Here is a 24,073-nt window from a genome sequence, read left to right as displayed (position 1 = left end):
GCTTTGTTTTATCTTCATCTCTAAATAAATTCTGTCATGCCGTTTTCCTTCAGCAGCTCGACGATTTCTTTGACGGACTGCGCCTTGTCCTTCGGACAAATCAATAAAGCATCTGGTGTGTCTGCAATAATAAAGCCGTCTACGCCTATTGTCGTTATTAGTCTGCCGTTTCCGTATATGATCGAATTCCGTGTATCGATTCCCATATGATTCGCTTTTATAATATTGCCTGATTCATCAGGAGGGAAGATAGCGCCGAGCGCATCCCAGCTGCCGATATCATTCCAGCCGAATTGCCCAGAGAGAACAATGACATCATCGGAGCGCTCAAGGATGCCGTAATCAATCGAAATGTTTTGAAGGGTCGGATAAATTTTATTTATCATTTCCTCTTCCTGCTCCGTTCCCAGATAATCGCTGATAGGAAGCATCGTCTTATACAGCCGAGGCAGGTATCGCTTGAAATTATCGATGATAACGGAGGTTTTCCAAATGAACATCCCGCTGTTCCATAAATAATTGCCAGATGACAGATAGCTTTGCGCTTTCTGGAAGTTCGGCTTCTCTACGAATTCGGCTACTTCATAGATCGCTACAGGATTCGAAGAAATAGGCTCCTTGTCAAACGCGATATAGCCGTAGCCGGTTGAAGGGAAGGTTGGCTTAATGCCGATGGTTACGATTTTGTCCGTCTCCATCGCGGCTGTACAAGCCTCATCTAGCGTAATCCGGAATTGATCTTCATCCGTTATATATGAATCGGAAGGCAAGACGACCATTAAAGAATCTCCATAGCTTTTTTCAATAGATAGCGCTGCAAAAAGTATGCTTGCAGCCGTATTTCGCGCAACAGGCTCGATCAAGATGTTACGGCTGAGCACACTGCTATGCATAATGCTCTCTAGCAATACGGCTTGAGAGCGGTTCGTCACGATGATGGTATTTTCCTGCGGGATAATGCCTTTGAATCGTTCGATCGTATCGTTTAGCATAATATCATTTCCGCTAATATTGAGGAGCTGCTTCGGAATCTCTTGTCTGGACAATGGCCAGAAGCGGGTTCCGCCCCCGCCCGCCAGTATAGTAGCGAATTTATTCATGATGCATCACCAAATGGGCGATAGAGAAGGAAATGATGCTCTCCGAGCCTTGGTTCAAGTTTAACCCCGTACGATGGATGCCGTCATAACAAGCGCCCGTTTGAGGATCGATGAGAGAGGTCTTTAATGAATTGTTCCCTAAATACCATTCGTAGCATAAAGCGGCATGCTTTAAATAAGTAGAATCATGAAGTACGCTCGACGCTTCCTTGCACGCAAGAAGCATTTCACACGCTTCGATCGGCTGTTCATCATAAGGAGCCGCTTCTCTACCACGCAGCAGCCACCCATGGCTGCCAATCGGTTTGTAATAGCCTTCCTTGGAAAATGTGTTAGCTGCTAGAAAATCCAAGCTTTCCTTGGCTGTTTCCTTCAAGCTGTCGTTTCTCGAAATACGGTACGCTTTTAAAAGCGCCCATGGGAGCATCGAATTTCCATAGGTAAGGCTGTCCTCGAACCAGTTCCAACCGTTTCCTTTATTGCGACTATATTGATCATGCAGCTTTGCTGCCATATTTTCGATAAGTTCTAATATGGATGCTCTGGGCAGAAAAGCGGCATCTTCCTCGGTGGTTGGGGGTTTGGAATATGGAAAGGAGTAAGTTAAAGCATTTGAGGTTTCAATCAGGTAGCTCAGACCGACTATGGCATAGGCAATGGCGCGGGGAGAACGGAGCGCATCGATATGCGGCAATGCCTGATTGATTAAATAACGGCAAGTGTTTAACAGATTATCAGGCAGGTAGGTAGAGTGGGCTAACGTAAATCCAAGTGCCCATAGCGTCCGCCCCTGACAATCCTCGGATCCGCTATCCTCAACAAATGAACGGTTATAATCCATGAAATTTCTAAAGTTGCCGTCGGCATTTTGTGCGTGATGAATAAAGGAAATATAGGTATGGATAAGATCCAGCGCAGCGATGTCTCTTTTGCCGTTATACAGTAAAACGGCTGCAATTAATGCTCTTGCGTTATCGTCTGTCGTGTAGCCCTTAGAGCGGTCGGGAACTCCAAACTTAGTATGTTGGAAAATCCCCGTATCATCCGTTATTCTGCGCATATATTCAGTCTTGAACTGTAGTATCGTTTGTACCTCCATCAAATCACACTCCTGTTATTTAATTTTGAGATCGTTATTTTTTCTTGAAAGAGAGCGGCATAGGTTTTGGCGATTTCCTTCCATAGCATCGTCTTTCCGAGCTCCATTGTATGGTTCTCCATCTCTTTCACTAGCATAGGATTATCTAGCAATTGAAGAATGCAGTCTTCCAAGGAAGCGGCATCGCGGAAGTTTGCGAGCAGTCCTCTGCCCTCAGCCAGCATTTCCGTGGCATATCGATACGGAGTCGAGACGATGACTCTTCCATAACCGACCCCGTAAGCCAAAGTACCGCTTACCGCCTGGTCTTTACCTAAGTAAGGAGTCATATAGATGTCTGACATCACGAGCGATTCGATCACTTCCTCCTGCGTTAACAGCTTGTCGACGAAGAGGACGTTATGATTTAAATCAAATTCAGTTACAAGCTCCATCAGCCTTTGTCTATAAACTTCGCCAGTCTCTTGTTTGACTACCGGATGTGTTTTTCCAAAAATGATATAGAGCGAATCGGGATGCTGCTTCACAACGCCTCGCATCGCTTCAATGCTATATTCAATTCCTTTGCCTGGGCTTAGGAAGCCAAAGGTAGACAATATTTTTCGATCCGCGAAGCCATATTGTTCTTTCAGCTTTGCCCGCGATTCCGTTTTGACATAAGGCACGCCATGATGAATGAAGGCGACTTTAGAGGCATCAATGCCATAGATCGTGGTCAAATCGATGACGGTAGACTGCGCCATCGTAACCACTTTAACGCTGAGCTCTGCAACACGGTTCATAATATGGCGCTGCTTGGCAGAAGGGTTTGATAACACGGTATGAAAGATGACGATATACGGAATGCTGAGCTTCTCGACAAAAGGAATTAAATACTCCCCGCTTTCTCCGCCATAAATGCCGAATTCATGCTGGATAACGAGGAGGTCAACGTCCGAGAAGTTAAGATAGTTGGCCGCATCTGTATAATCAGATTGCTTGTGCTGGTTTATTTCCTTTATCACTTGCTCATCGTATTGGTAGGTTACATTGTTGTTGATAGCAATAATGCCAGGATGATTGAAGCCTTGAATATGTTCGAATTGGTCTAATAAATCTTGTGTGAATGTGGCAATGCCGCATTCTCTCGGCAAACTCGTTCCAAGAAAAACGATGTTCCGTTTGCTGCTCGAATTTTTCATCATATAGTGCCTCCATATTGAATTGAAATTTTTTGAAATAAAAAAAAGAAATAAAGAGATCTTTATTTCCATCGGAAGGTTTTGTATTATTTTCAGAAAATTGAAAAATATTTCCTGTTCCAACTATAACATGACCATTTTTTCTTGTCAATTTATTGACTCTCCAACAATCTCCATATATATTTATGTTGGAGGTGTAAGAGTGCCAGTCATACGCAGTCATTTAAAAGAGGTTATGGAAAATCACGATCCAAAATTATCGATTCGCAAGCTTGCGAAAGATGTGAATTACCATTTTGATTCGATACGCAGAATGTACAAGGATGAAATGGTTCAGTATCCAAGGGATTTGTTGCTAAAGCTTTGTCTCTACTTTAATGTCCAGCCGGGACAGCTCATAAGAATCGAAGAAGATGAAGATCGCAAAAGAGCGCTAGATGAATCGAATGATCATCAGGAGGACGGCAATGACAACGGAAATGACGAAAACGTGTAAACAGCTCCTGGATGCATTTTATGCAAGCCCTCGCCTGACGAAAGTAGAGAAGCTCGTATTCTCTGGGGTTGGCAACCGAGATGTGTATAATATAACGGCCCCGTTTCCATATGACGGGGAGGAAGTAATCTTAGGAAGAGTTGAGGAACGGGACAGCGAGTTCTCTCAAGTCTTCTTTTTTACATGCCAAAATCAGGTTTGGAGTCCTCGTGTACATACCCATACGTATAATTTGCAGGACCCTTGCGTGTCGATTATAAAAGGTGAATTAATCATTGGCGGAGTTGAAGTAATCACTTTGGCAGATAATCCGCTAAAGATTGTATCGTGGGTCACGCAATTTTATCGAGGGTTTCAAATCGATTCGTTATGCCACTTCTCATCTGGCCCCGGTACGATGAAGGATATTCGTCTGATCGAGCTTGCGGATGGCAGAGTAGGCATATTTACAAGGCCGCAAGGAGTAAGAGGCGGAAGAGGGCAAATCGGATTTACGATCATTGATTCGCTTGATGAGCTCAATGAGCAAACCTTTATTGATGCCGAGGTGCTGCAAGACCAATTTGTTCCCGAAGAATGGGGAGGCGCAAACGAAGCGCATTTGCTCAAAAATGGTCATGTAGGCGTTCTGGGGCATATCGCTTGCTTTGATGAGCTAGGCAACAAGCATTATTATTCGATGGTCTTCTCGATCAACCCTGAAACCTGCGAGAAAACACCGATTAAAATTATCGCGGTAAGAGGAGATTTTCCAAGAGGCCCCGGCAAACGGCCGGACCTTGAAGATGTTATTTTTAGCGGCGGGATTATCAGGTGCAGCAATGGCAGAGCGATACTGTCTGTAGGCGTAAGCGATGCTGAGGCTTACCAGATCGAGATTCCTGATCCGTTTATCGAGTATGAATGGTGAACAGGGCTGAATTGACTAGATTCTATGGTCATGTTATACTTATGGTGACAAGAATTTATGGTCAAAAGAGAGCGGGAACAAACAAATGAGTAAATTTATTCAATTAAGCAAGCGCACTGGTGAAACAAAGTCTCACATGAATCAAGGAAGAAAACAGGGACGTATCCCAGCTGTATTGTATGGAATTGGTAAAGATACTATGTCGCTAGAAGTGAATGAGAAAGAAATGCTGGATATTTTGAAAAAAAATCCACGGGCTATTTTGCAGGGCAAGACCTCCGATGAGAAAATAATACCAGTTGTAGTTCAAAACATTCAAAGGGAAGTCATGTCAGGCAAATTGCTGCATATTGACTTTCATCATGTGAACATGACAAAAATGATGGATAGCAAAGTCACGATCCATTTCGCTGGCGAAGCAATTGGCTTGAAATCCGGCGGTACATTGCAGGTGGACATGTATGAAGTAGAAGTCCGCTGTATGCCTGACGTTCTCCCCACTTCAATGGAAGTGGATATTAGCGGCCTTGATGCCGGCGACCAGCTTCTCGTTTCAGATTTGATTTTCATGGATGGGATCGAAGTCTTGACTGATCCGAACACAGTCATGATTCAAATCAAAACGGTGCATGCGGAAATCGAAGAAACAGCCTAGTTAATCACATTTAAATAGAGGTAAGCAGTATCCCCTTCCGGGAGCGGTGTGTAAGATTCATTATTATGAATCTATTCACTGCAGCTGGAAGGGGATATTTTTATGGCTACTTGGCGTCATGAAAAATAATGCCCAGACTGTATCTGGTCCCCGATGTTATCGTGCTGACGCCATGCTTTAATGTTGTTTTGTAATAGCCGCGTGTTCCAAGCACCGGACGATGTTGGGTTGGAAAGATTAGCCCTTCGCCCTGTTCTAGCGCAATGACATGACCCCGGCTTTGCGCACGCGGCCGCTGCTCTACGAGCAGAAACTCTCCGCCTGTATAATCCGCCTCCTTCTGATTAAGCGCGAATACGACTTGGAAGGGGAAAAAGATTTTTCCATACAAATCCTGATGCAGGCAGTTGTAGCCTCCTGCTTCATATTTTAAAATGAGCGGGGTGGAGCGGGTCTGTTCCTCGCTGTGGCATTGCTCCAAAAATTCGGCCAGCATAGCCGGGAAAGCAGAGGCATGCCCCAATTGTTCAAGCCACCGATTCGCTGTCTTTGCAAGCTCTGGATACAAACCCTCGCGCAGCGTCTGCAGCAAAGGCGGGAGAGGAGCGTCGTAATATTTGTATTCTCCTATTCCGAAGCGATATCTAGCCATGTTGATCGTATTTCGAAAATAGTCTGGAAGCTCAATGGTATCGATAATATTCTGGCATTCCGCTTGGTTTAGCAAAGGGGGAAGCTTCGAGAATCCATTCTCGTCTAATTGCTGCTGAATCTCAGGCCAATTCAGCTGATCGATTCGTCCGAGCAGATGATCGGGCATGTTGATAACCTCCTCCATGTTAGATGGTTGATTTACGAACAGTATACCCTCTATTCCAGTCGGCTGTACGGCTTCACGAATGTAAGCGCAAGATCGAGAAATCAAGGACGATGTGAATAAGCTTAGAAAGCAGTCATTCCTCATAGCTGGGACTGGCTGTTTTTTTCTTTTGATATAATGAAAATTAGTTGTGTGAAAATGGAACATTTCGTTATCGCAGTTGTCTAATGAAATGAGGTGGTCGGCTTGGAGTACTTGAAGAGTATCAAGATAACGAGTGATAACGTTGATTCGATTTTTGGTGATTTGATGGCAGCCTATGGGGATGATGTATGGCATTATGCTTTCATACTAGTCAAGAGCAAGGACGCAGCGGATGACATTACACAGGATGTTTTCTTAAACGCCTACCGTTTGCTTCATCGTTTTGAGGGCAGAAGCTCACCCAAAACCTGGCTGCTAACGATTACGAGGAATAAGTCGATCAATTGGCTCAAATCTTCCTTTATTAAGCGTGTTATGTTAATGGGCTCCGTTGCACATTCGACTAATCAAAAGTCGGCAGAGCAGGAGGTTTTGGATCAAATGGGCGTGCATGCGATCTGGCAATCGGTGTTGAGACTGCCTGCCAAGCAGAGGGAAGTGCTGATTCTCGATGCCCACTACCAGCTTTCATATTCGGAGATGGCTGGGCTGCTGGGTATATCGGAAGGGACGGTCAAATCCCGCTTGCACAGAGCCCGCGCTCGAATGGAGCTTATGCTGAAGGAGGAGGGTGGGAAGCTATGAAAACGGATCATGATTCGAAGCCAAGCTGGTATGATGCTTTGTTAAAACCGCCACTTGAAGGCCAAAAATGGACTGCCGAGAAAAGCGAAAACGTGCTGAAGGAAATTAGTATGCTCAAGCGAAAGAAAGAGGGTTTTAGCAAACGATCCTTTAAGCTCGGATGGTTTGTGCCTATTATTGCAGTCATTTCTGCTGCTATCGTATTTATTTCGGCAGAAGGGTTTAATCGAACTATTTATGATGGAGAGAACAGCAGAAATGTAGGAACGATTGGCATTGCAAAGTGGGAGATGCTCCCAGGGGACGGTATGATTGCTGGGAAACCTGCTGGTGCGATGTGGTTGATTCATAAACAACTTTCGGAAATGCTTGGTCATAAAGTAGAAATCATCGCAACCCATCAAGAGACGGGGATGATCATAGAGGAGCTTCCCGAAATGATCATTAATGATACGAATGCACAGGAGATAGACAAAAGACTGCTTTCCTCCGTAAATGCAGTAACCAAAACACGTATCGTTTCCGATATGGCTATTCCCTTGGGCGGAAAATGGCACTTTGAAATGTTTATTGACGGGCTGTCAAACGGAAGCAAGGAATGGATGGTGCCAGACGGCGGCTGGGAGCTGAGTCCTTCCTTTGAATCGGGATCGTTTACGATGACGGGCACTAAGGGGAAGCTGGGCTTTATTGATCCAGGTTTTATTGCGGGCAAAGGGAATAAGTACATGTGGCATTTTTGGGGAACGAATGAGGAGCTCACAGGGGATTTGCAAATCTATGCGGTTCGGGAGTCGACCGATGAGCTATTGACGGTATTTGAGAGCAAGGTTCGCCCTGGGAAACATAATGGGGCAGATTCCACGCTGCCATCCGGGATAACGTTGCCTTTTGTAGGCAAATGGAAGCTAATCGTCATGATTAACAAACAGTGGTTCGGGAATGTGGTGGTTCAGGTCGATAAAGGCTTATAATGTGGTTGTCTTAAAATGAATAAGGAGTTGTTACGCAATATGAAACAGATTACTCTTCGACAATCCCAAATTACCGATGCTGAGACCATTGCTAATTTACGGGCAATTGTACTGCGCAATGATTTAACCAGGTTAGGGAGGTTTGATGAAGAGAAGGTACGTCAACGCTTCCGTCATTCATTTGACTCCGTTTATACTTGGATCATTGAGGAAGGTTCTTCTTTTGTTGGCTGCGTAGCCTTTAAACCGACGTTAGAGGGATATTTATTGGAACATTTTTATATCCATCCCGATTACCAAGGCAAAGGTGTCGGCAGTCAAGTATTAAAAAATCTGCTTGAACAAAATGATGTAAAAGGAAAACGTGTAACATTAAATGTCCTGCAAGGAAGCGCCGCTAAACGTGTTTATGAACGGTTTGGTTTTAAAGTGGATAGTGAGGACCTTATAGACGTTTATATGTCTGTGAGAGTAGAGGGGAATTCCAGAACCGTCGAAGGAATGTAGAATGCTCGCCATTAGGTGGTGAGAAGCGTTGAAATTTTTCTGCCGTTAGGATTCCAAGGTGTCGCCTATTGACATTTATTTCATTAACTCTATAATAAGGTTAAATATCTATGAAGGAGGCTGATAAATATGAGCTATATTCAATCGATTCATCCCATAACTCCTATATGCATCAGCCTCTACGGAACGGTAATCAAATGACGGTAAACTCAAGCTTCCCACTTGCACTGTAAGATGTGAGAAGCCGTGTTTCGTTATACCTAGTAACCGCAAGAGCCGATGCTGGCTTCTTGCGGTTTTTTAATTCATGCCGCGGGGAATCCCTGCGGTTTTTTTATGCCCAAATTATGATAACGAGGAGAAATGAAATGACTCAATATAACACAAACGTTTTGCAAGCTTATGGTTGGAACGAATATTGGAGCGAGAGCAGGAAGATAAGCGCTGTCGGATTTGAAGCCGCCGCTCCTGCCAGAGTAATCGCGCAATATTCGCATTCTTACAAGGTCATGACGGACACTGGTGAAAGATCGGCGGTTGTATCCGGACGCTTCGAGTTTCAAGCATCGGGGAAAGGGGATTATCCAGCTGTCGGCGATTGGGTGATCGCCGATATGCTGAACGAAGAGCCTGCGCGTGCGATCATACAGGCTGTGCTGCCGCGCCGTTCTGCTATGGTACGCAAGGTAGCCGGATCTGTTCAAGAGGAGCAAATTATCGGTGCTAACGTGGACTTTCTATTCATTACCTTCGCATTGAATGGTGACTTCAACGTGCGCAAAATCGAACGGTATTTGGTTGCCGCTTGGGAGAGCGGGGCGACTCCCATCGTTCTGCTGACCAAATCCGATCTATGCGATGACCCAGACAGGTACTTGAGGGAAGCGGAAGAGGCGGCGCCGGGCGTCCCGATTCATATCGTCAGCGCATTGGAGAACCAGGGGGGAGAGGCGCTTCGCGAATACTTGAGCCCAGGTAAGACAATCGCAGTAACGGGTTCCTCCGGCGTAGGCAAGTCGACGCTGCTGAACTGGCTGGCAGAGGATGAGCTTCAACATACATCCGGAATCCGGGAAAGCGATGCGAGAGGGCGCCATACGACGACGCATCGCGAGCTGTTCCTGCTTCCCGGCGGCGCGCTAATGATGGATACGCCTGGCATGCGCGAGCTGCAGCTGTGGGAAGCACAGGAAGGCTGGCAGCATGCATTCTCGGAAATCGAAGAGCTTGCCACGCAATGCCGTTACAGGGATTGCAAACATGAGGCGGAGGCTGGATGCGCGATCCAAGCTGCGCTGCAAAGCGGCGAGCTGGATTCGGGACGTTACGGCAATTACAAGAAGACGGAGCGGGAGCTGGCCCGAATTGCCCGCAAAGAAACGAACGCTATAAGGCAGCGCAGTAAGAAGGCTGCTTCATCGAAGACGTCCAAGTCAAAGCGATCGGTCAAAACTTCTGTTGCAAATTGGGAGGAATAAGCGAGTATGCTTTTTTTACATGTATAATGAAAGAAACACATTTCTGCCATCTGCCTGAAGATGAGTCTTACACTTTTGTTAGAGGGGAGTATTTCCATTGACGCTGCAGCAATTAAAATATGTGATCGAGGTCGCCAACCGCGGCTCCATTAATGAAGCAGCCAAGCGGTTGTTTATTTCACAGCCAAGTCTTTCAAATGCGATTAAGGATCTGGAAGAAGAGATGCAGGTTGCGATTTTCGAACGATCAAATAAAGGCATTTCACTTTCTAAGGAGGGTGTTGAATTTTTAAGCTATGCCAGGCAAGTAGTCGAGCAGGCGGAGCTGCTGGAAAGCCGGTACCTTAATGCGAAGCCCTCCCCGCAGCATTTTTCGGTTTCTACCCAGCATTATGCCTTCGCGGTTAATGCATTTGTAAACTTGGTTCAGGAGCATGGTCACGATGAATATGAGTTATCTTTACGAGAAACCAAAACCTACGAAATTATTGAAGATGTCAAAAGCTTACGCAGCGAGATCGGGATTCTGTATCTTAACGAGTTCAATGGCAATGTCATCAATAAGCTGCTCAAAACCGCGAACTTGCAATTCGTCAGCTTATTTACTGCTAAGCCGCATATTTTCATCAGTATTCATAATCCGCTTGCGAATCAATCGATCGTGACCATCGACCAGCTGCAGAACTACCCGTATTTGTCGTTTGACCAGGGCGAATATAATTCGTTTTATTTTTCAGAAGAGATTCTGAGTACGATGTCACATAAGAAAAGCATCCGAGTAAACGACCGGGCGACGCTATTCAATTTATTGATTGGCTTAAACGGATATACGATATCGACAGGCGTTCTAAGCGCCGATCTAAACGGCAATGAAATTATCCCTGTACCCTTGGATATTGATGAAACGATTAATGTAGGTTGGATTTCCCATAAAAATACGTCGCTGTCGAAGCTCGGAGCGGCATATGTGGAAGCACTTATACAAGCGACTGCCCAATAAAAGCTTTGATATAGCCTTAAGCTATAACTAGATATAGTTTAATCCAGTTACACTATACCAACGAATACGTGATATCTTTCTTGTAACAATTTGTTTAGGGAGTGTTGCAAGATGGTGAAGAGTAGTGTGTTGGGTTATCCGCGTATTGGTGCAGATCGTGAATGGAAGAAAGCGCTCGAAGCGTTTTGGTCCGGAAAGCTTGAAGAATCGGAGTTTCACAGCAAGCTTAAAGAAATCCGTTTGAACCATCTGCGCAAGCAGAAGGAGAAGGGTGTCGACCTTATCTCGGTCAATGATTTCAGCTATTACGATCATATTCTGGATACGGCTGCTATGTTTGGCATTATTCCGAAACGCTTCAGCTATGAGGGCGGCGTTGTGCCTTTGCCTACTTATTACGGGATTGCCCGTGGGACGAAGGATGCAACAGCAAGCGAAATGACAAAGTGGTTTAACACCAACTATCACTATATCGTGCCCGAGCTGGACGGGGCAGCACCTGTGCTTACCGAAAACAAACCTTTAGAGGCTTATCGTGAAGCGAAGCAAGAGCTTGGTATCGAGGGCAAGCCGGTTATCGTAGGACCGCTAACCTTCCTGAAGTTGTCTAAAGGGTACAGCGCTTCGGAAACGGATGCATGGCTTGCGCGTTTGCTGCCGCTTTATGTGCAGATTTTGCAAGAGCTTGCAAGTGAAGGGGTTCAATGGGTACAAATTGACGAGCCGATTCTTGTAACGAAATTAAACGACGCTGATCTTCAGCGCTTGAAGACGATCTATGAGACGTTTGCCGCTGCGGCGCCAAGCCTGAACATCATGCTGCAAACCTATTTTGAATCAGTAGAGAGCTATAGTGATATCATAGCGCTGCCTGTCAACGGAGTGGGACTTGACTTCGTGCACGGATTGTCCGGCAATCTTGCTTCGATTAAAGCGGTTGGTTTTCCGGCGGACAAGGTGTTAGGGGCAGGCGTTATCGACGGCCGCGGCATCTGGAAGGCGCCACTCCGCGAGAAGCTGGCATTGCTAGAGGAGCTTGCTGAAATCGTTCCAGCAGATCGGCTAATCGTACAGTCATCATGCAGTTTGCTTCATGTTCCGGTCACGGTAACAAATGAGTCGAAGCTGTTGCCTGAGCTGAAAAACGCTCTTGCATTTGCTGATGAGAAGCTGGACGAGCTTGTCCTTCTGGCGAAAGCAATCTCTGCAAGCGGGGCGGAATTTGAAGATGCGCTGGAAAAATGCGATACGGCTCTACAGGCGCTTAAACAGTCGGGTGAGCGTAATCGCAATGACATTCAGCAGGCAGTTGCAGCTATTAGCGTTCTAAATCCAGGGCGCAGCCTGCCTTTCGCAGAGCGGCATATTGCACAGCAGAAAAAATGGCAGCTGCCGATTTTTCCGACAACGACCATTGGCAGCTTCCCGCAATCAGCAGAGGTGCGCAAAGCGCGTCAACAGTGGCGCAAGGGTGAATGGAATAATGAGCAGTATGCTAACTTTATCCGAGAGCAGATCGATATTTGGATTAAGCTGCAGGAAGAGATCGGGCTGGACGTTCTTGTGCATGGCGAATTTGAAAGAACGGATATGGTTGAATTTTTCGGCGAGAAGCTTGCAGGCTTCGCGTTTACCCAGTATGGATGGGTACAATCTTATGGTTCCCGCTGCGTGAAGCCTCCTATTATTTTTGGAGATGTCGCGTTCGAGGAAGCGATGACGGTCGAGGAAACCAAATATGCACAGACGAAGACCGAGCGTCCGGTTAAAGGAATGCTCACAGGTCCGATTACGATCATGAACTGGTCGTTCGTCCGTGATGATATTACGCGCGAACAAATCGCGTACCAGCTGGCTTATGCGCTTAGACAAGAGGTTGAAGCGCTTGAGCAAGCAGGCATCGGCATGATTCAAGTGGATGAGCCTGCCGTTCGCGAAGGGCTGCCGCTAAAGGAAGAGGATCAAGCGGAATACCTCGCTTGGGCTGTCAAAGCGTTCCGCATGACCACTTGTACGGTTCAGGACACGACGCAAATTCACACGCACATGTGTTATTGCGAGTTCCATGACATGATTGATTCGATTGAAGCTATGGATGCGGATGTCATTTCGATCGAGACATCGCGCAGTCATGGCGAGCTGATTCATAGCTTCGAGCTTAACACTTATAAGCTGGGCATCGGCTTAGGCGTTTACGATATCCACAGTCCACGAATTCCGCGCGTAGAGGAAATGACGAGTATGATCGAACGCGCCTTGCGCGTGCTGGATCCGAAGCTCTTCTGGATCAATCCGGACTGCGGACTTAAAACGCGGGGCTATGAAGAAACGATCGACTCCTTGCGCAACATGGTTGAAGCGACGGAAATCGCCCGTGCAAAGCATTCCCTGCAAGTGTAATACTAGCGATTATATAGTCGATAGTTGAATATACATGATTGAGCAGGCGCTGCGGCGCCTGCTCTTTTTATTTTGCTACGGGATAGAAATGACCAATATCTCGATAGAGTCATATATGGGCTCATCAAAGATGAGTGGTAGCCTTCCTCGCAGAAATAGGCAAAAGTGTTTAGGGATGAATTAGACCAATTTAAATATACATGAATATAGGAGGGTGAAAATGATTCAGAATTAGCGGTAGTTAAGCAATTTATTGCACGTACTATGTTGCCGCAATATCAACTACCGCCGCTTGTGTCGGTTTTTTCTGAGGCGCTTTGGGCATACCGTACCAGATGCCTTACTGGATATCATCCCGGCTTCCGCATCGGTTGCCGCATCCTGAGACGATTCACCATTATTGGCGGAAGCTGTATCGCTAGAGGAGCTATTCGTTCCTTCGGTGGAAACGGAAGTCATATTGATATTTATCGTTCCGACATTCCCAAAAATAATCGTTCCTTCGTTGTTCTCGATAATAACCCGTCCAAGCTGGCATCCCATATAAGCTCAGCATTCCTTTCTATCGCTCCTATTTGAGGCGGCAAAACATGCTTGCTGCTAATTCTCTTTCTATTCTATGAACAAATGGCGTAGTAGGTATTGGCACTTCGTAGAGTTACAGAAGCCTTTTTTTAAAACAGCTTGATGCAACCTTGCTTTAGTGCAATACTAACATTTAGCATAGGAGCCGCACCTAAGCAGGTTTGCGTAATCCATCCTTCAGGAGCAAATCCCAAGTCTATTCCGCAAATCGAATCATGGAACAATCGGGTCTGCGGTGGTTCTTTCTAGTTAATAGTCGAGTCGAGAATGAATAGCAAGCAAGCTCGAGAGTTTTGGGAGGTAATCGAAATGCAGGAACTGGTTGGCTGCTGTAAGGAATGCAAGAAGCAAATATTCTGCAACGATGGTTTTATTAATGGAATAATACTAGATGACAAAACTTTAATATGCTTCGACTGTTCCGATAAGGATCAAAAATAATTTTTTAAGGTGAATATTGGTATGAATTCAGCGATTCTATCTCGTTTCAATCGGGTAACCTATAAGACAGAGTTAAGCGTTGTTTGATAGGAGCGATTCAAATGGGATGGTTGTTTATTATTATTTATGGTGCAGTTATTTTGATGGTTGTAGAAATTGCCGCATCACTGCTTGTTATGACAGGGCTTGATCGAGATATTGCCCGGTTCCAAGCGGTTTCTATGCTAACGGCTACTGGCTTTACGACAAAAGAGTCGGAGCTAGTGATCAGACATCCCGTTCGCCGTCGTATCGCTGTCTGCTTAATTGCATTCGGCGTTTTTTCTTTTGCGGTCATCATTTCCTCGGTTAGCCAGCTCTTATCACAAAGCTTCGGCATTTATCAGCTGGCTTGGGCAAGTGCATCCTTGGGAGCAGTCTTAATCATTATAAAAAACAAACGGATGGGCGCTTTTCTGACTAAGAAAACAGAGCATTATTTGGAAAAGGAGTTCGAATTGCACGAGCTGCCGATTCATGAAGTGTTGTATATAGACGAGAAGACTGATTTATTTACAGAGATAAACATAAGCGGACAGTCAAACCTAATAGGTAAAAAGATAAGTGAGATCAATCATTCTTCTGAACACTTTACCATTCTTCTTGTCGAGAGAGAGCGGAAGAAGATCCGTCGTTTCGATCTGTTGATCCGTGAAGAAGATAATCTATATGTGTATGGGGACAAGAACGAAATTGAAAAAGCGTTTAAAGCAGAGTTGAGGGAGATGGAGTCAAAGGTATTAAAAGAGCGAGATGTAACTGCCATGTAGGAGCGTAGGCTTATGCGGCGCTTGCTGCATCCCAGAAGCCTGATCATTGAGTAAATAACAAAGCCGGAGGGATGCTGTCTCAACCGGTTTTTTTTGTGTTCAAAATTTATGCTGCTTTGTATGAGGGCATTCAGCCCCCGTTCATCCTTTTTGTTCGGATTCGAGGCTTATCGTTTTCCATGGAATGAATAAATGAGACTTGTCTTTACAATAATACTTGTTGAATGTTGGAAACAATAACAAACGGTAGACGGGAGGAATGACTATGAAGCAGAAAGAGATAAGCGAGGAAATGACGGAGAGCAAGCTGTCCATCTTCTCGCTCGGCGGCGTATATGAGATTGGAAAAAATATGTACGTCGTTCAATATGCAGACGATATCGTCGTTATCGATTGCGGCTCCAAATTTCCGGATGAAAGCCTCTTGGGAATTGATCTGATAATCCCTGATATCTCTTATTTGTTAGAGAACAAGGACAAAGTTCGTGCTCTAGTGATTACACATGGGCATGAGGATCATATCGGCGGCATTCCGTACATTTTGAAGCAAATGAATATGCCCGTTTACGGAACAGCATTATCCCTTGGTTTAATTAAAGGGAAGCTGAAGGAGAATCGGCTCAAAGGGATCGCTCAGCACGAGATCCACTCTGAATCTTTAGTCGAGTTAGGCAGCTTGAAGCTGTCTTTCTTTCGGACGAATCACAGCATTCCGGACTGCCTTGGTGTTGTCATTGAAACGCCTGAAGGCAGGGTTGTGCATACCGGAGATTTTAAATTCGATCTTTCCCCAGTCAACAAACAGTTTCCCGATATTCATAAAATGGCTCATATCGGAGAAAGTGGCGTTTTGGCTTTATTATCCGAGAGCACAAATGCGGAACGCCCTGGATTCACGCCATCAGAGCTAGTCGTAGGTGAACGCATTGAGGAAGCTTTCCAGAAAGCAGAAAACAGAGTGTTCTTATCTACCTTTGCCTCCAATGTGAACCGTTTGCAGCAGGTCGTCGATGCTGCCGAAAAAACGAATCGGAAGCTGCTATTGCTTGGACGAAGCATGGTTAACGTCGTAGCCGTCGCGTTGGAGCTTGATTATTTAAGGGTGCCGGAAGGCATGTTAATTGAAGCAAAAGAAGCGAATGAGCTGCCTAGAGAAAGGCTGGCCGTATTATGCACGGGCAGCCAAGGGGAGCCTATGGCCGCATTATCCAGGCTGGCAAGCTCAACCTATCCGCATATCGAAATATTACCGGGAGATACGGTTATTTTTGCCTCGTCCCCGATCCCCGGAAATGAACGAAGCGTATCAAGCACATTGAACCATCTCTATATGCTGGGCGCGCATGTCATTCATGGCTCTGGCGCTTCAACCGGCATGCATGTATCAGGACACGGCAGCCAAGAAGAGCTGAAGCTTATGCTAACCCTTATGAAGCCGAAATATTTTATTCCGATTCATGGGGAATATCGCATGCTGTACCAGCACCGTCTTTTGGCTGAGTCCGTAGGCGTGGAGAGAGAAAATATTTTCATTATGAATATCGGTGATGTGCTCGATATTAAAGACCAAACGGCTCGCCAGACACGTAAAATTGCAGCAGGCAACACCCTTGTTGACGGATGGGGAATCGGAGATGTTGGAAATGTAGTCCTTCGTGACCGCAAGCACCTTGCAGAGGATGGCATTCTTGTCGTAGTCGTTACCCTAAGCCGCATGGAGGGCTCCTTATTATCCTGGCCGGATATCATTTCTCGCGGTTTTGTTTATGTAAGGGAGTCCGAGGCTTTATTGAAAGAGGTCAGCCAATTAGTCATCAAGACGGTAAGAGATTTACAGGAAAATGGGAATGACGGAAAGTGGTCTATTTTAAAGCACAATTTAAAGGAATCCATTAGCAGGTATGTATACGGTCAGACGAAGAGGAGACCAATGATCCTTCCGGTTATTATTGAAGTGTGACGGTTCACGGAAAATATGATGAAGATTAAGCTTCTGCAAAGCATAATATTCGCCAGAAATAAACATAATACGGTAGTTGCCAAATTAACGTACAGGAGGAAATACAATGAACCAGTTTCAACCGAACAATCAAATTTCCCAACAGCTAGCGCATGCAGAACAGATGATTCAACAATTGATCCAGCAGACAAACCAAGCTTCTGCGCAGTACCAGCAATTATTAAAGCAGGAGCAAAACAATGCCGTTTTGCTTGAACAAATCGCTCAACGCGAGCAGCAAGCCGCACATATTATTCAAACCGCTTTGCAAGGTCATCAAACGGCTATCCAACAGCTTCACCAAATTTCAAGCATTTGCAATCAAATTGCAAATTCTTCATACCAGCAAGCTCCAATGGCGTTTATGAATACGAACAATCAATCGACAGGGTATTCGAACTATTCTTCACATTAAGCTGAAAATAGCACCCCCTCTGCAAATCTAAGCGGAGGGGGTGCAAGTTTATTTACCGTATTTAAGCGCGGTCACGTTCACGATCATTTGCGCGGTTTCTCATGCCAGCGAGCCCCAATAAACCTAGAAGGCCAAGCCAACCCCAATCAAAACCATCATCGTCTGTTGCTGCTGTTGTTCTGTAGTTGTTTGCGCGGTTAGCGTTGTTTGCGTTCATTGCTGTTCCGTTATAATTGGTGCGTCCGATCCGGTCAAAATCGGTTCCTAATGCACGATTGGTATTGTTGATGCCACGGTTGACATCATGACGGATCTCTTCACCAGGTGTATTGTTGTTTGTACCCATGGTTTCAGCTGACGCCGGAACTGCCGAGAACATCATTAGACAGCCGATAAATCCAATCGTTAATAAAAACTTTTTCATTTGCTTATCCCACCTCATTTATTTTTTTAAGTACTGGTTTATATTCTGCTATGAGGCTTATATCTATACTCGAGCATCTGGGATAGGCCTTAGGGAATTATTAGAATGGAAAAGAACAGTCAATACATTCCTTTATTCCACGTTAGTTTGTTTACGCAGATCGGATGGAGGAATACCGAAATGCGCTGAGAATTGCTTCGAAAAATAATGGATGCTGGAATAACCCAATTGTTCAGCTATGGCGGTTATGGAGTTATCGCTTTCATGGATCATCGCGTAGGCCCGCTGCATTTTGATCCGCACAAAACATTCTTTTGGAGTAAGGCCAGTCATTTTTTTGAAAATGCTGTAAAACTGCGACTTTTTTAGATGACATATAGCAAGCCATTGCTCGTAAGGAGGGTTTGTACCCGGAAACTGCTCCATCAGGTCGATAATTTTTTGAATCCGATAGTCCGGGATGTTATCTGAAATTTTCAAATTGATTAGTTGGAGAATCCAGCTGTAGAGCAGGCTATTCACGATCTCTTCCTTAAAATGAATATCGACCCGATTAAGCCTGACCAGATTAATGAACGTTTGAATAAGCTCCGGGTAGCGAGTGAGCTGAAGAGCCCCCGTTAAAGGCCCAATGTCCATACTGTCAGCGATTTCCGTCATCAAATCAGGAGAAAAATCCTCGGGATCAAAGCAAAGATGAATTCGAGTTGCTTTCTTTTCAAAAAAATCACAGTACATATCATAAGAGGCGATCGGCTCAGTCTCGGAAATATGAAAGGAATGCTTCGTTCCGGGAGGAATAAAAATTAGCGTTCCTTTTTTTAGCGGGTAGGTCTGTCCATTCATATGTAAAGCGCCGATTCCTTTATCGATCAAGTGAAAAGCACAGCAGTAGCCGAAACGGTTTTTCTCCTTCAGCGTCCCGGAATAGGTGTGATAATGGGCGGCTCTTATTGAAGGTTTAATGGAAACAATCGATGATAGCGTACTCATCCGTCAAACCACCTTTTTTTCATTATGGCATGCATCGCTTCATGTGAAAGCGTTTTTTTAAGGGTAAACGCCAATGTTGTGCCTGTCAATGAGCGCAGCGGCTTACGGAGGTTGAGCGACTAGCGCTTCCTCGTTAACTTTGCCGGAAATCTCTGTAAAGAAGCGGAAATCCATCTAAATACTTTAGCAATCGTGGATAGGATAATAAGGAGCAGGATAGAGACGTCAGCAAAATGAGAAGGAGATCACTCTTACGATTGGAGGTTTATTAAATATGAATGATGATTATGAAACGGCTGCAGTCCTTATTAACGTCCTAGACATAAAGATAAAACTATCAATTGGCGAGTATGCCCAATCACGCTTGCGGGCGCTTGGCTTGAAAGATAGTCCAATAAGCGCAATAGAAGTGGCCAATGGCTTTCAGGCCGTCATTTATGCACAAGACCATTACGCAGGAGACTCCAGCGTTCTGAGTGGGATGATTAGCAAAGAAGATATAGAGCTGAAAAATAGTGATCCGGTTCTGAAAATAGGATCGGTGAGGGTAAGGCGTTTGACGCCATCCGTACTGGAGGCGGAAGAACGCGATAAGCAAGCAATTAAGCATGCGCTGGATGGATGGTGGCCGCAGTCGCTGGCCAATATGGAGAACCGGCTGGCATGGTGGCGTGAGGCGCGCTTTGGGTGCTTCATTCACTGGGGCGTTTACTCTTTAACGGGCGGGAGATGGAAAGGGGAGAAATCGCAAGGTTATGCCGAGCATTTAATGAGGGCGAAAAAAATCGGACTAAAGGAATACAAGGAAGCCTTTATCGACAAGTTTAATCCCGAGCTCTTTGACGCAGAAGAGTGGGCCTCGTTAATCCAAGCTGCTGGCATGAAATATGTTGTCATAACCGCGAAGCACCATGACGGATTTGCCATGTATCCTTCGGATGCGTATCCGTTTGATATTCGCATGACCCGGCTTCAGCGCGACCCGCTGCTTGAGCTTAAAGAAGCTTGTGCAAGGCGCGGAATTAAATACGGTTTCTATTATTCCCATGCTTTTGACTGGGAGCATCCCGATGCGCCGGGCAATGACTGGGAGTATACGAATCCGGGCGGCGATCTTCGGCTGTATGAGGGTGAAGGGAAGCTATGGCATTCCGAGCATCCGGAGCTTGTGCCGAGAACGGCGGACTATTATGTTGACCGCAAAGCGATTCCGCAAATTCTGGAGCTGATACATAAATACGAACCAGATCTTTTGTGGTTTGATACCCCGCATAAATTGCCGTTATCGGAAAATGTAAGGATTCTGGAGGCGATACGCGAGGCTAGCGACGATGTTGTCGTTAATGGGCGTCTTGCGGCAGGTCGCGGATTTCCTACGTTCGCGGACTATGTGAATACTGCGGACCGAGTGCTTGAAATTTTCCCTTGCGAGGGAGATTGGGAGAGCATTCCGACGACTAATGAATCCTATGGTTATTCGATTGATGACAATAGCCACAAGCCGGCTTCGGCATTTATCCAATTATTAGCCAAATCCGCAGCCCGCGGCGGCAATATGCTGATGAACCTTGGACCGAAGGGCGACGGTGAAATCGATGAACGGGATGTAACGATTTTGAGGGAGATCGGTGCATGGCTTGAGAGGAATGGAGAGAGTATTTACGGGACCATAAGAACCCCCTTGAGCGTACAGGCATGGGGCGAGTCGACGCAAAAAGAAAATACGCTTTATCTTCACGTTTTTGAATGGCCAGCGGATGGGGAATTGGTGCTTGGAGGTTTATTGAACCCAATTCGCAAAGCATGGCTGCTTGCCGACAAGGAGCACAAGCCGCTGGAAGCCAAAAGGCTGAACTATTACGACTGGCTCATTCATGTGCCATGCCAGGCGCCCGACCCGGTTGACAGCGTTGTAGCTGTGGAAGTGGATGGTACAATCAGGGTTCATCAGAGCCGATTGCTTAGCGAAAAGAGCATTAACATCTTAAGGAGCTTCGATGCGGAGGTAAGTCAGGGCATTAGGTATGGAGACGGCAAGAAGGGAAATGACTATATTTGCGATTGGACAAGCATGAATCAACGGGTGACATGGAAGATCCGTACAAATCAGCTCGTTAAATACCGGCTTGGCCTAAAATACAGCACAGTCGATGGGATAGATACGGGAGTGGTACGAATTGCTATCGGCAATCAGTCGATTGAGGAACGCATCCATCCTACACAAAATGCCAAGGAAACTGCAATTATAAATGTTGAGGTTGTTATTTCTGCCGGTGAACATGACCTGTCCATAATGCCCGTGCAAATAGATGGGAAAGAGCTGATGAGGCTTTATGAAGTGACGCTTATTCCGTTAGCCTTATATAATAAATTCGAGGAAGACATTGAAGAGCTTGATCGTACCGATGTTGGAGATTGAATAGCATCGTGTATACAGGAGTTGGTGAGGCACCCATGAAAAGTATATTAATGAATGGTTAAATCAGCAATAATTATAAGTAAGTTGGAAAAAGGCAGCTCCAGGTCATCTGGAATTGTCTTTTTTTGTTTAATCTAGCACGCTAGTGAGGCTTTCCTTTTTTATTGCCATTGAATCTTCATCTACAATCTCTTAAAATAAGCAAGGTAAGCGCTTTCTCTAAAAAGATAGGCATTCGTGCTTTTATATGAGGAGTTGTAGAGATGAAGAGGAATTGGTACCGCCGCATGCTGCTTTCCTATTTTCCGATTTTTTTGTTTACGGTGACGATTTTGATCTTTCTGTCCTTTATTGTCGTCAATGATATCTCGCACAAGGAGACGGTCAAAGCCGATCGAATTACGACAGGCTATATGGCGGACCGGCTGTCCCGTTCGCTTAAGGATATCGAGATGGATGTGCTGGAGGAGGTAGGAAAAAACGACCGTTACCGTGATTTTCTGAATATCGGGCTGACGGACGAGAATAGTGAGGTCATCTTTGATGTCGTTGACAGCATGCGCACGCTTATTGCAAGCGATAGCTTGCTCGATTCGATTTATGTATACCGGAATGAGGACAAGCAGGTGCTGACGCGAAGCGGGCTTGTAAAGTGGGAAGCGTTCGCCGACAGAACGTTCATTGAGCAGGCGCTGGCTAATCCGGACAACAAAGGATGGTCGATGGTGCGGTCTTACCAGGAATTCAGCACAGAGCAGGATAAACGCGTCATTTCCATTTATAAAAGAGAGCCGCTGCCTTTCGGTACCGAAGGACTCGTCGTCATCAACGTCGATATGTATGCGGTCGAGCAAATGATCCGGTCCATGAATAATGGCGACATCTCGTTCGTAGATGTTCTTGATGCATCCGGCAATCCGCTGTTTTCGACTAGGCACGCAGATCAATCCGGCAATGCGGTGGGCGGCAAAGTGCTGAACAGCGTCTCCTTAGAGCTGACCGGCTGGACCTTTCAGAGCGGAATTACCGCCGGACAGCTGTTTATGTGGGTTTCCGTCATCTCTTATGTGTGGGTTGTAATCGGCCTGCTTACGGTTATTTTTGCCATCCTATACATCATTTATATCACTAGAAAAAACTATAAGCCGATCCGTGTCATGATGAACAGGATCGAATCGATTCAGCTCCGCGAGGATGCGTTCGGGATGAAGATGGATGAGCTGTCCATGATCGACCATACGCTGGAGAGCCTGATTCAGCAAACGGCGGATTTCGAGAAGCAGCAGCGCGAGAATCTGCTCGTAAGCCGGCGGCAGCTGTTCCACGATATGATGCAAGGCAGCGGGCCTGAAAATGTTGCGGGGCGATTGGTGAAGCTGGGTCTGCTTCCCTCGGGGGAGAAGCCGGAGCAATTGGCGTTCATCGTCGTCGAGATTGGACGCTATCGCGATTTCAGCAGCGATTTCTCCTCGCGGGACCAGCATACATTGAAGTTTGCGTTAACCAATGTGCTCCAAGAGCTGGCGCAGGCCGACGGCATGTATGGATGGGCTGAATGGATTGCGGAGAACCGGATGGGCATGATCGTCGGCTTGAACGGAGGCAACTCGCCTGCAATGGAGAAAATTCGGATATTCGCAGACAAAGGCCGGATATGGGTGGCTGAGCATTTGCGCTTATCGCTGCTATTTGGCGTCGGACATGTGGAGAAGGAATGGGAGCGGGTCGGACTATCCTACAAGGCTGCAGTTGACGTGCTGCTACATAAATTGTCCCTCGGCAAGCAATCGGTCGTAATGAGCGAGGATCTGCCTTATGAGGCGGGACGGAAATGGTATGCCTATTTGCAGCATGGGTCCAGCCTCGTAAGGGAGTTCAGACTTTTAACGGGCGAATGGCGTTCGCATCTGGAGCGATTGTTCGAGCATTTGGAGAAGGATCGCATGAAGGATGAGGATATCAGGATGGTTTTACTGACGATGATGGATATGCTAGGTAGTGAGCTTTCGGATATGTCCGATGAGCTGCATGGGCATTTCAAGGGGCCGGAGGCGGACGCCAAGCAGCAAGCAGCGGATGAGACCTCGACCCTTGACGAATTAAAAACGCATTATTTCGAGCGGTTGACGGAAATATACCGCACCTATGTCGCACACAGTGAAACTAAAAATCATCGCGCGATGATAAATGAACTGAAAACCTATATCGAGGAAAATTTCGAAAACCCCGATTTATCTTTAAAGCATTTGAGCGACCGGTTCCATATATCAGGCAAATACGCCAGCTATTTATTCAAAGAAGAATTTAATATGAAGTTTGTTGATTTTATCGTTCAGCTTCGTATGGAGCGGGCGGAGGAGCTGCTGGCCAACACGGAGGAGTCGGTGCAAAATATTGCCCTTCAGGTTGGATATGCGAACTCGATTACATTTGGCCGCGTGTTCAAGCGAATCACAGGCGTAACGCCGGGAGACTATAGAAAACTGAAGCTTAAGCCCGGAAAACCCCATAACAACGGGGATATTTGAAAATTGTTTATTGCACGACTACAGTCATTGATGACAGATAATGGGAAAAAT

At 45.9% G+C, this 24,073-nt stretch carries 21 protein-coding genes; 14 read left to right on the top strand and 7 right to left on the bottom strand.

What is annotated here, in order from left to right; translation table 11 throughout:
* Nucleotides 1-20: 20 nt before the first annotated feature.
* From HI950_RS09510 to HI950_RS09500, 3 genes are read right to left on the bottom strand one after another with little or no spacing between them, the layout of a single operon-like run.
* On the bottom strand, nt 21-1,100 hold the full coding sequence (locus tag HI950_RS09510; RefSeq protein ID WP_169083860.1) for a mannose-1-phosphate guanylyltransferase: 1,080 nt from the start codon (nt 1,098-1,100) through the stop codon (nt 21-23).
* Nucleotides 1,093-2,199 carry a glycosyltransferase gene (locus HI950_RS09505; RefSeq protein WP_169083861.1) on the bottom strand — a complete coding sequence of 369 codons (1,107 nt, stop codon included), beginning with the start codon at nt 2,197-2,199 and terminating at the stop codon, nt 1,093-1,095. Before HI950_RS09505 ends, HI950_RS09510 begins: the two co-directional genes overlap by 8 nt.
* Nucleotides 2,199-3,383: a glycosyltransferase family 4 protein gene (locus tag HI950_RS09500; protein ID WP_169083862.1), complete on the bottom strand. Its 1,185-nt coding sequence runs from the start codon at nt 3,381-3,383 to the stop codon at nt 2,199-2,201. Before HI950_RS09500 ends, HI950_RS09505 begins: the two co-directional genes overlap by 1 nt.
* Before the next feature lie 199 nt (nt 3,384-3,582).
* Here HI950_RS09500 and HI950_RS09495 point away from each other — a divergent pair, with 199 nt between their 5' ends.
* The 3 genes from HI950_RS09495 (at nt 3,583) to HI950_RS09485 (ending at nt 5,441) form a co-directional block, all read left to right on the top strand.
* A complete protein-coding gene (locus HI950_RS09495; protein WP_169083863.1) occupies nt 3,583-3,876 on the top strand; it encodes a helix-turn-helix domain-containing protein in 294 nt (97 codons plus the stop codon).
* Complete coding sequence (locus tag HI950_RS09490) at nt 3,848-4,786, top strand: DUF1861 family protein (RefSeq protein WP_169083864.1); 939 nt, start codon at nt 3,848-3,850, stop codon at nt 4,784-4,786. Before HI950_RS09495 ends, HI950_RS09490 begins: the two co-directional genes overlap by 29 nt.
* Nucleotides 4,787-4,871: 85 nt before the next feature.
* Nucleotides 4,872-5,441 carry a 50S ribosomal protein L25 gene (locus HI950_RS09485; RefSeq protein ID WP_169083865.1) on the top strand — a complete coding sequence of 190 codons (570 nt, stop codon included), beginning with the start codon at nt 4,872-4,874 and terminating at the stop codon, nt 5,439-5,441.
* Between the two features lie 106 nt (nt 5,442-5,547).
* Here the strand turns inward: HI950_RS09485 and HI950_RS09480 are convergent, their stop codons facing one another.
* Nucleotides 5,548-6,261 carry a 2OG-Fe(II) oxygenase gene (locus HI950_RS09480; protein ID WP_169083866.1) on the bottom strand — a complete coding sequence of 238 codons (714 nt, stop codon included), beginning with the start codon at nt 6,259-6,261 and terminating at the stop codon, nt 5,548-5,550.
* Between the two features lie 255 nt (nt 6,262-6,516).
* Between HI950_RS09480 and HI950_RS09475 the strand changes: the two genes are divergently transcribed.
* The 6 genes from HI950_RS09475 (at nt 6,517) to metE (ending at nt 13,409) form a co-directional block, all read left to right on the top strand.
* Nucleotides 6,517-7,050 carry an RNA polymerase sigma factor gene (locus HI950_RS09475; protein ID WP_317618325.1) on the top strand — a complete coding sequence of 178 codons (534 nt, stop codon included), beginning with the start codon at nt 6,517-6,519 and terminating at the stop codon, nt 7,048-7,050.
* On the top strand, nt 7,047-8,024 hold the full coding sequence (locus HI950_RS09470; RefSeq protein ID WP_169083867.1) for a DUF4871 domain-containing protein: 978 nt from the start codon (nt 7,047-7,049) through the stop codon (nt 8,022-8,024). Before HI950_RS09475 ends, HI950_RS09470 begins: the two co-directional genes overlap by 4 nt.
* Nucleotides 8,025-8,063: 39 nt before the next feature.
* Entirely contained in the window at nt 8,064-8,531 is a 468-nt protein-coding gene (locus tag HI950_RS09465; RefSeq protein ID WP_169083868.1) for a GNAT family N-acetyltransferase, read from the top strand.
* 368 nt (nt 8,532-8,899) lie between these two features.
* Nucleotides 8,900-10,009: a ribosome small subunit-dependent GTPase A gene (rsgA, locus tag HI950_RS09460; RefSeq protein WP_169083869.1), complete on the top strand. Its 1,110-nt coding sequence runs from the start codon at nt 8,900-8,902 to the stop codon at nt 10,007-10,009.
* A 97-nt stretch (nt 10,010-10,106) separates the two neighbouring features.
* Nucleotides 10,107-11,009: a LysR family transcriptional regulator gene (locus HI950_RS09455; protein ID WP_169083870.1), complete on the top strand. Its 903-nt coding sequence runs from the start codon at nt 10,107-10,109 to the stop codon at nt 11,007-11,009.
* 111 nt (nt 11,010-11,120) lie between these two features.
* Nucleotides 11,121-13,409 (top strand): 5-methyltetrahydropteroyltriglutamate--homocysteine S-methyltransferase, encoded by a 2,289-nt coding sequence (gene metE, locus HI950_RS09450; protein WP_169083871.1) that lies wholly within the window; start codon nt 11,121-11,123, stop codon nt 13,407-13,409.
* Nucleotides 13,410-13,691: 282 nt separating this feature from the next.
* On the opposite strand, the gene HI950_RS09445 is transcribed toward metE, so the two are convergent.
* A complete protein-coding gene (locus tag HI950_RS09445; protein WP_169083872.1) occupies nt 13,692-13,952 on the bottom strand; it encodes a hypothetical protein in 261 nt (86 codons plus the stop codon).
* Between the two features lie 584 nt (nt 13,953-14,536).
* Here HI950_RS09445 and HI950_RS09440 point away from each other — a divergent pair.
* From HI950_RS09440 to HI950_RS09430, 3 genes are all read left to right on the top strand, one after another.
* Entirely contained in the window at nt 14,537-15,244 is a 708-nt protein-coding gene (locus tag HI950_RS09440; RefSeq protein ID WP_169083873.1) for a TrkA C-terminal domain-containing protein, read from the top strand.
* 265 nt (nt 15,245-15,509) lie between these two features.
* A complete protein-coding gene (locus HI950_RS09435; RefSeq protein WP_317618324.1) occupies nt 15,510-17,204 on the top strand; it encodes a ribonuclease J in 1,695 nt (564 codons plus the stop codon).
* Between the two features lie 106 nt (nt 17,205-17,310).
* Nucleotides 17,311-17,658, top strand: coding sequence for an AMP-dependent synthetase and ligase (locus HI950_RS09430; protein WP_187768065.1), 348 nt, complete (start codon nt 17,311-17,313; stop codon nt 17,656-17,658).
* A gap of 61 nt (nt 17,659-17,719) precedes the next feature.
* Here the strand turns inward: HI950_RS09430 and HI950_RS09425 are convergent, their stop codons facing one another.
* Together HI950_RS09425 and HI950_RS09420 are read right to left on the bottom strand one after the other, a co-directional pair.
* A complete protein-coding gene (locus HI950_RS09425) occupies nt 17,720-18,082 on the bottom strand; it encodes a WGxxGxxG family protein (RefSeq protein WP_223285195.1) in 363 nt (120 codons plus the stop codon).
* 132 nt (nt 18,083-18,214) lie between these two features.
* Nucleotides 18,215-19,075, bottom strand: a complete 861-nt coding sequence (locus HI950_RS09420; protein WP_169083875.1) for an AraC family transcriptional regulator — start codon at nt 19,073-19,075, stop codon at nt 18,215-18,217.
* A gap of 274 nt (nt 19,076-19,349) precedes the next feature.
* On the opposite strand from HI950_RS09420, the gene HI950_RS09415 reads away from it, so the two are divergent.
* Nucleotides 19,350-21,494, top strand: a complete 2,145-nt coding sequence (locus HI950_RS09415; protein WP_169083876.1) for an alpha-L-fucosidase — start codon at nt 19,350-19,352, stop codon at nt 21,492-21,494.
* A 263-nt stretch (nt 21,495-21,757) separates the two neighbouring features.
* A complete protein-coding gene (locus HI950_RS09410) occupies nt 21,758-24,022 on the top strand; it encodes an AraC family transcriptional regulator (RefSeq protein ID WP_169083877.1) in 2,265 nt (754 codons plus the stop codon).
* Nucleotides 24,023-24,073: the final 51 nt, after the last annotated feature.

It is taken from the genome of Paenibacillus sp. PL91, from assembly GCF_012935325.2.
Lineage (GTDB): Bacteria > Bacillota > Bacilli > Paenibacillales > Paenibacillaceae > Pristimantibacillus.
The sequence above is the reverse complement of the archived record's forward strand: the minus strand, read 5'-3'. Positions and strand labels throughout refer to the sequence as shown.

Bases quoted from the DNA above. Each gene is read 5' to 3' on its own strand.
- HI950_RS09410 (WP_169083877.1), top strand. From the start codon at position 21,758: ATGAAGAGGAATTGGTACCGCCGCATGCTGCTTTCCTATTTTCCGATT.
- HI950_RS09510 (WP_169083860.1), bottom strand. From the start codon at position 1,100: ATGAATAAATTCGCTACTATACTGGCGGGCGGGGGCGGAACCCGCTTC.
- HI950_RS09490 (WP_169083864.1), top strand. From the start codon at position 3,848: ATGACAACGGAAATGACGAAAACGTGTAAACAGCTCCTGGATGCATTT.
- HI950_RS09435 (WP_317618324.1), top strand. From the start codon at position 15,510: ATGAAGCAGAAAGAGATAAGCGAGGAAATGACGGAGAGCAAGCTGTCC.
- HI950_RS09505 (WP_169083861.1), bottom strand. From the start codon at position 2,199: ATGGAGGTACAAACGATACTACAGTTCAAGACTGAATATATGCGCAGA.
- metE (WP_169083871.1), top strand. From the start codon at position 11,121: ATGGTGAAGAGTAGTGTGTTGGGTTATCCGCGTATTGGTGCAGATCGT.
- HI950_RS09480 (WP_169083866.1), bottom strand. From the start codon at position 6,261: ATGCCCGATCATCTGCTCGGACGAATCGATCAGCTGAATTGGCCTGAG.
- HI950_RS09465 (WP_169083868.1), top strand. From the start codon at position 8,064: ATGAAACAGATTACTCTTCGACAATCCCAAATTACCGATGCTGAGACC.
- HI950_RS09420 (WP_169083875.1), bottom strand. From the start codon at position 19,075: ATGAGTACGCTATCATCGATTGTTTCCATTAAACCTTCAATAAGAGCC.
- HI950_RS09445 (WP_169083872.1), bottom strand. From the start codon at position 13,952: ATGGGATGCCAGCTTGGACGGGTTATTATCGAGAACAACGAAGGAACG.
- HI950_RS09425 (WP_223285195.1), bottom strand. From the start codon at position 18,082: ATGAAAAAGTTTTTATTAACGATTGGATTTATCGGCTGTCTAATGATG.
- HI950_RS09440 (WP_169083873.1), top strand. From the start codon at position 14,537: ATGGGATGGTTGTTTATTATTATTTATGGTGCAGTTATTTTGATGGTT.
- HI950_RS09415 (WP_169083876.1), top strand. From the start codon at position 19,350: ATGAATGATGATTATGAAACGGCTGCAGTCCTTATTAACGTCCTAGAC.
- HI950_RS09430 (WP_187768065.1), top strand. From the start codon at position 17,311: ATGAACCAGTTTCAACCGAACAATCAAATTTCCCAACAGCTAGCGCAT.
- HI950_RS09500 (WP_169083862.1), bottom strand. From the start codon at position 3,383: ATGATGAAAAATTCGAGCAGCAAACGGAACATCGTTTTTCTTGGAACG.
- HI950_RS09470 (WP_169083867.1), top strand. From the start codon at position 7,047: ATGAAAACGGATCATGATTCGAAGCCAAGCTGGTATGATGCTTTGTTA.
- rsgA (WP_169083869.1), top strand. From the start codon at position 8,900: ATGACTCAATATAACACAAACGTTTTGCAAGCTTATGGTTGGAACGAA.
- HI950_RS09485 (WP_169083865.1), top strand. From the start codon at position 4,872: ATGAGTAAATTTATTCAATTAAGCAAGCGCACTGGTGAAACAAAGTCT.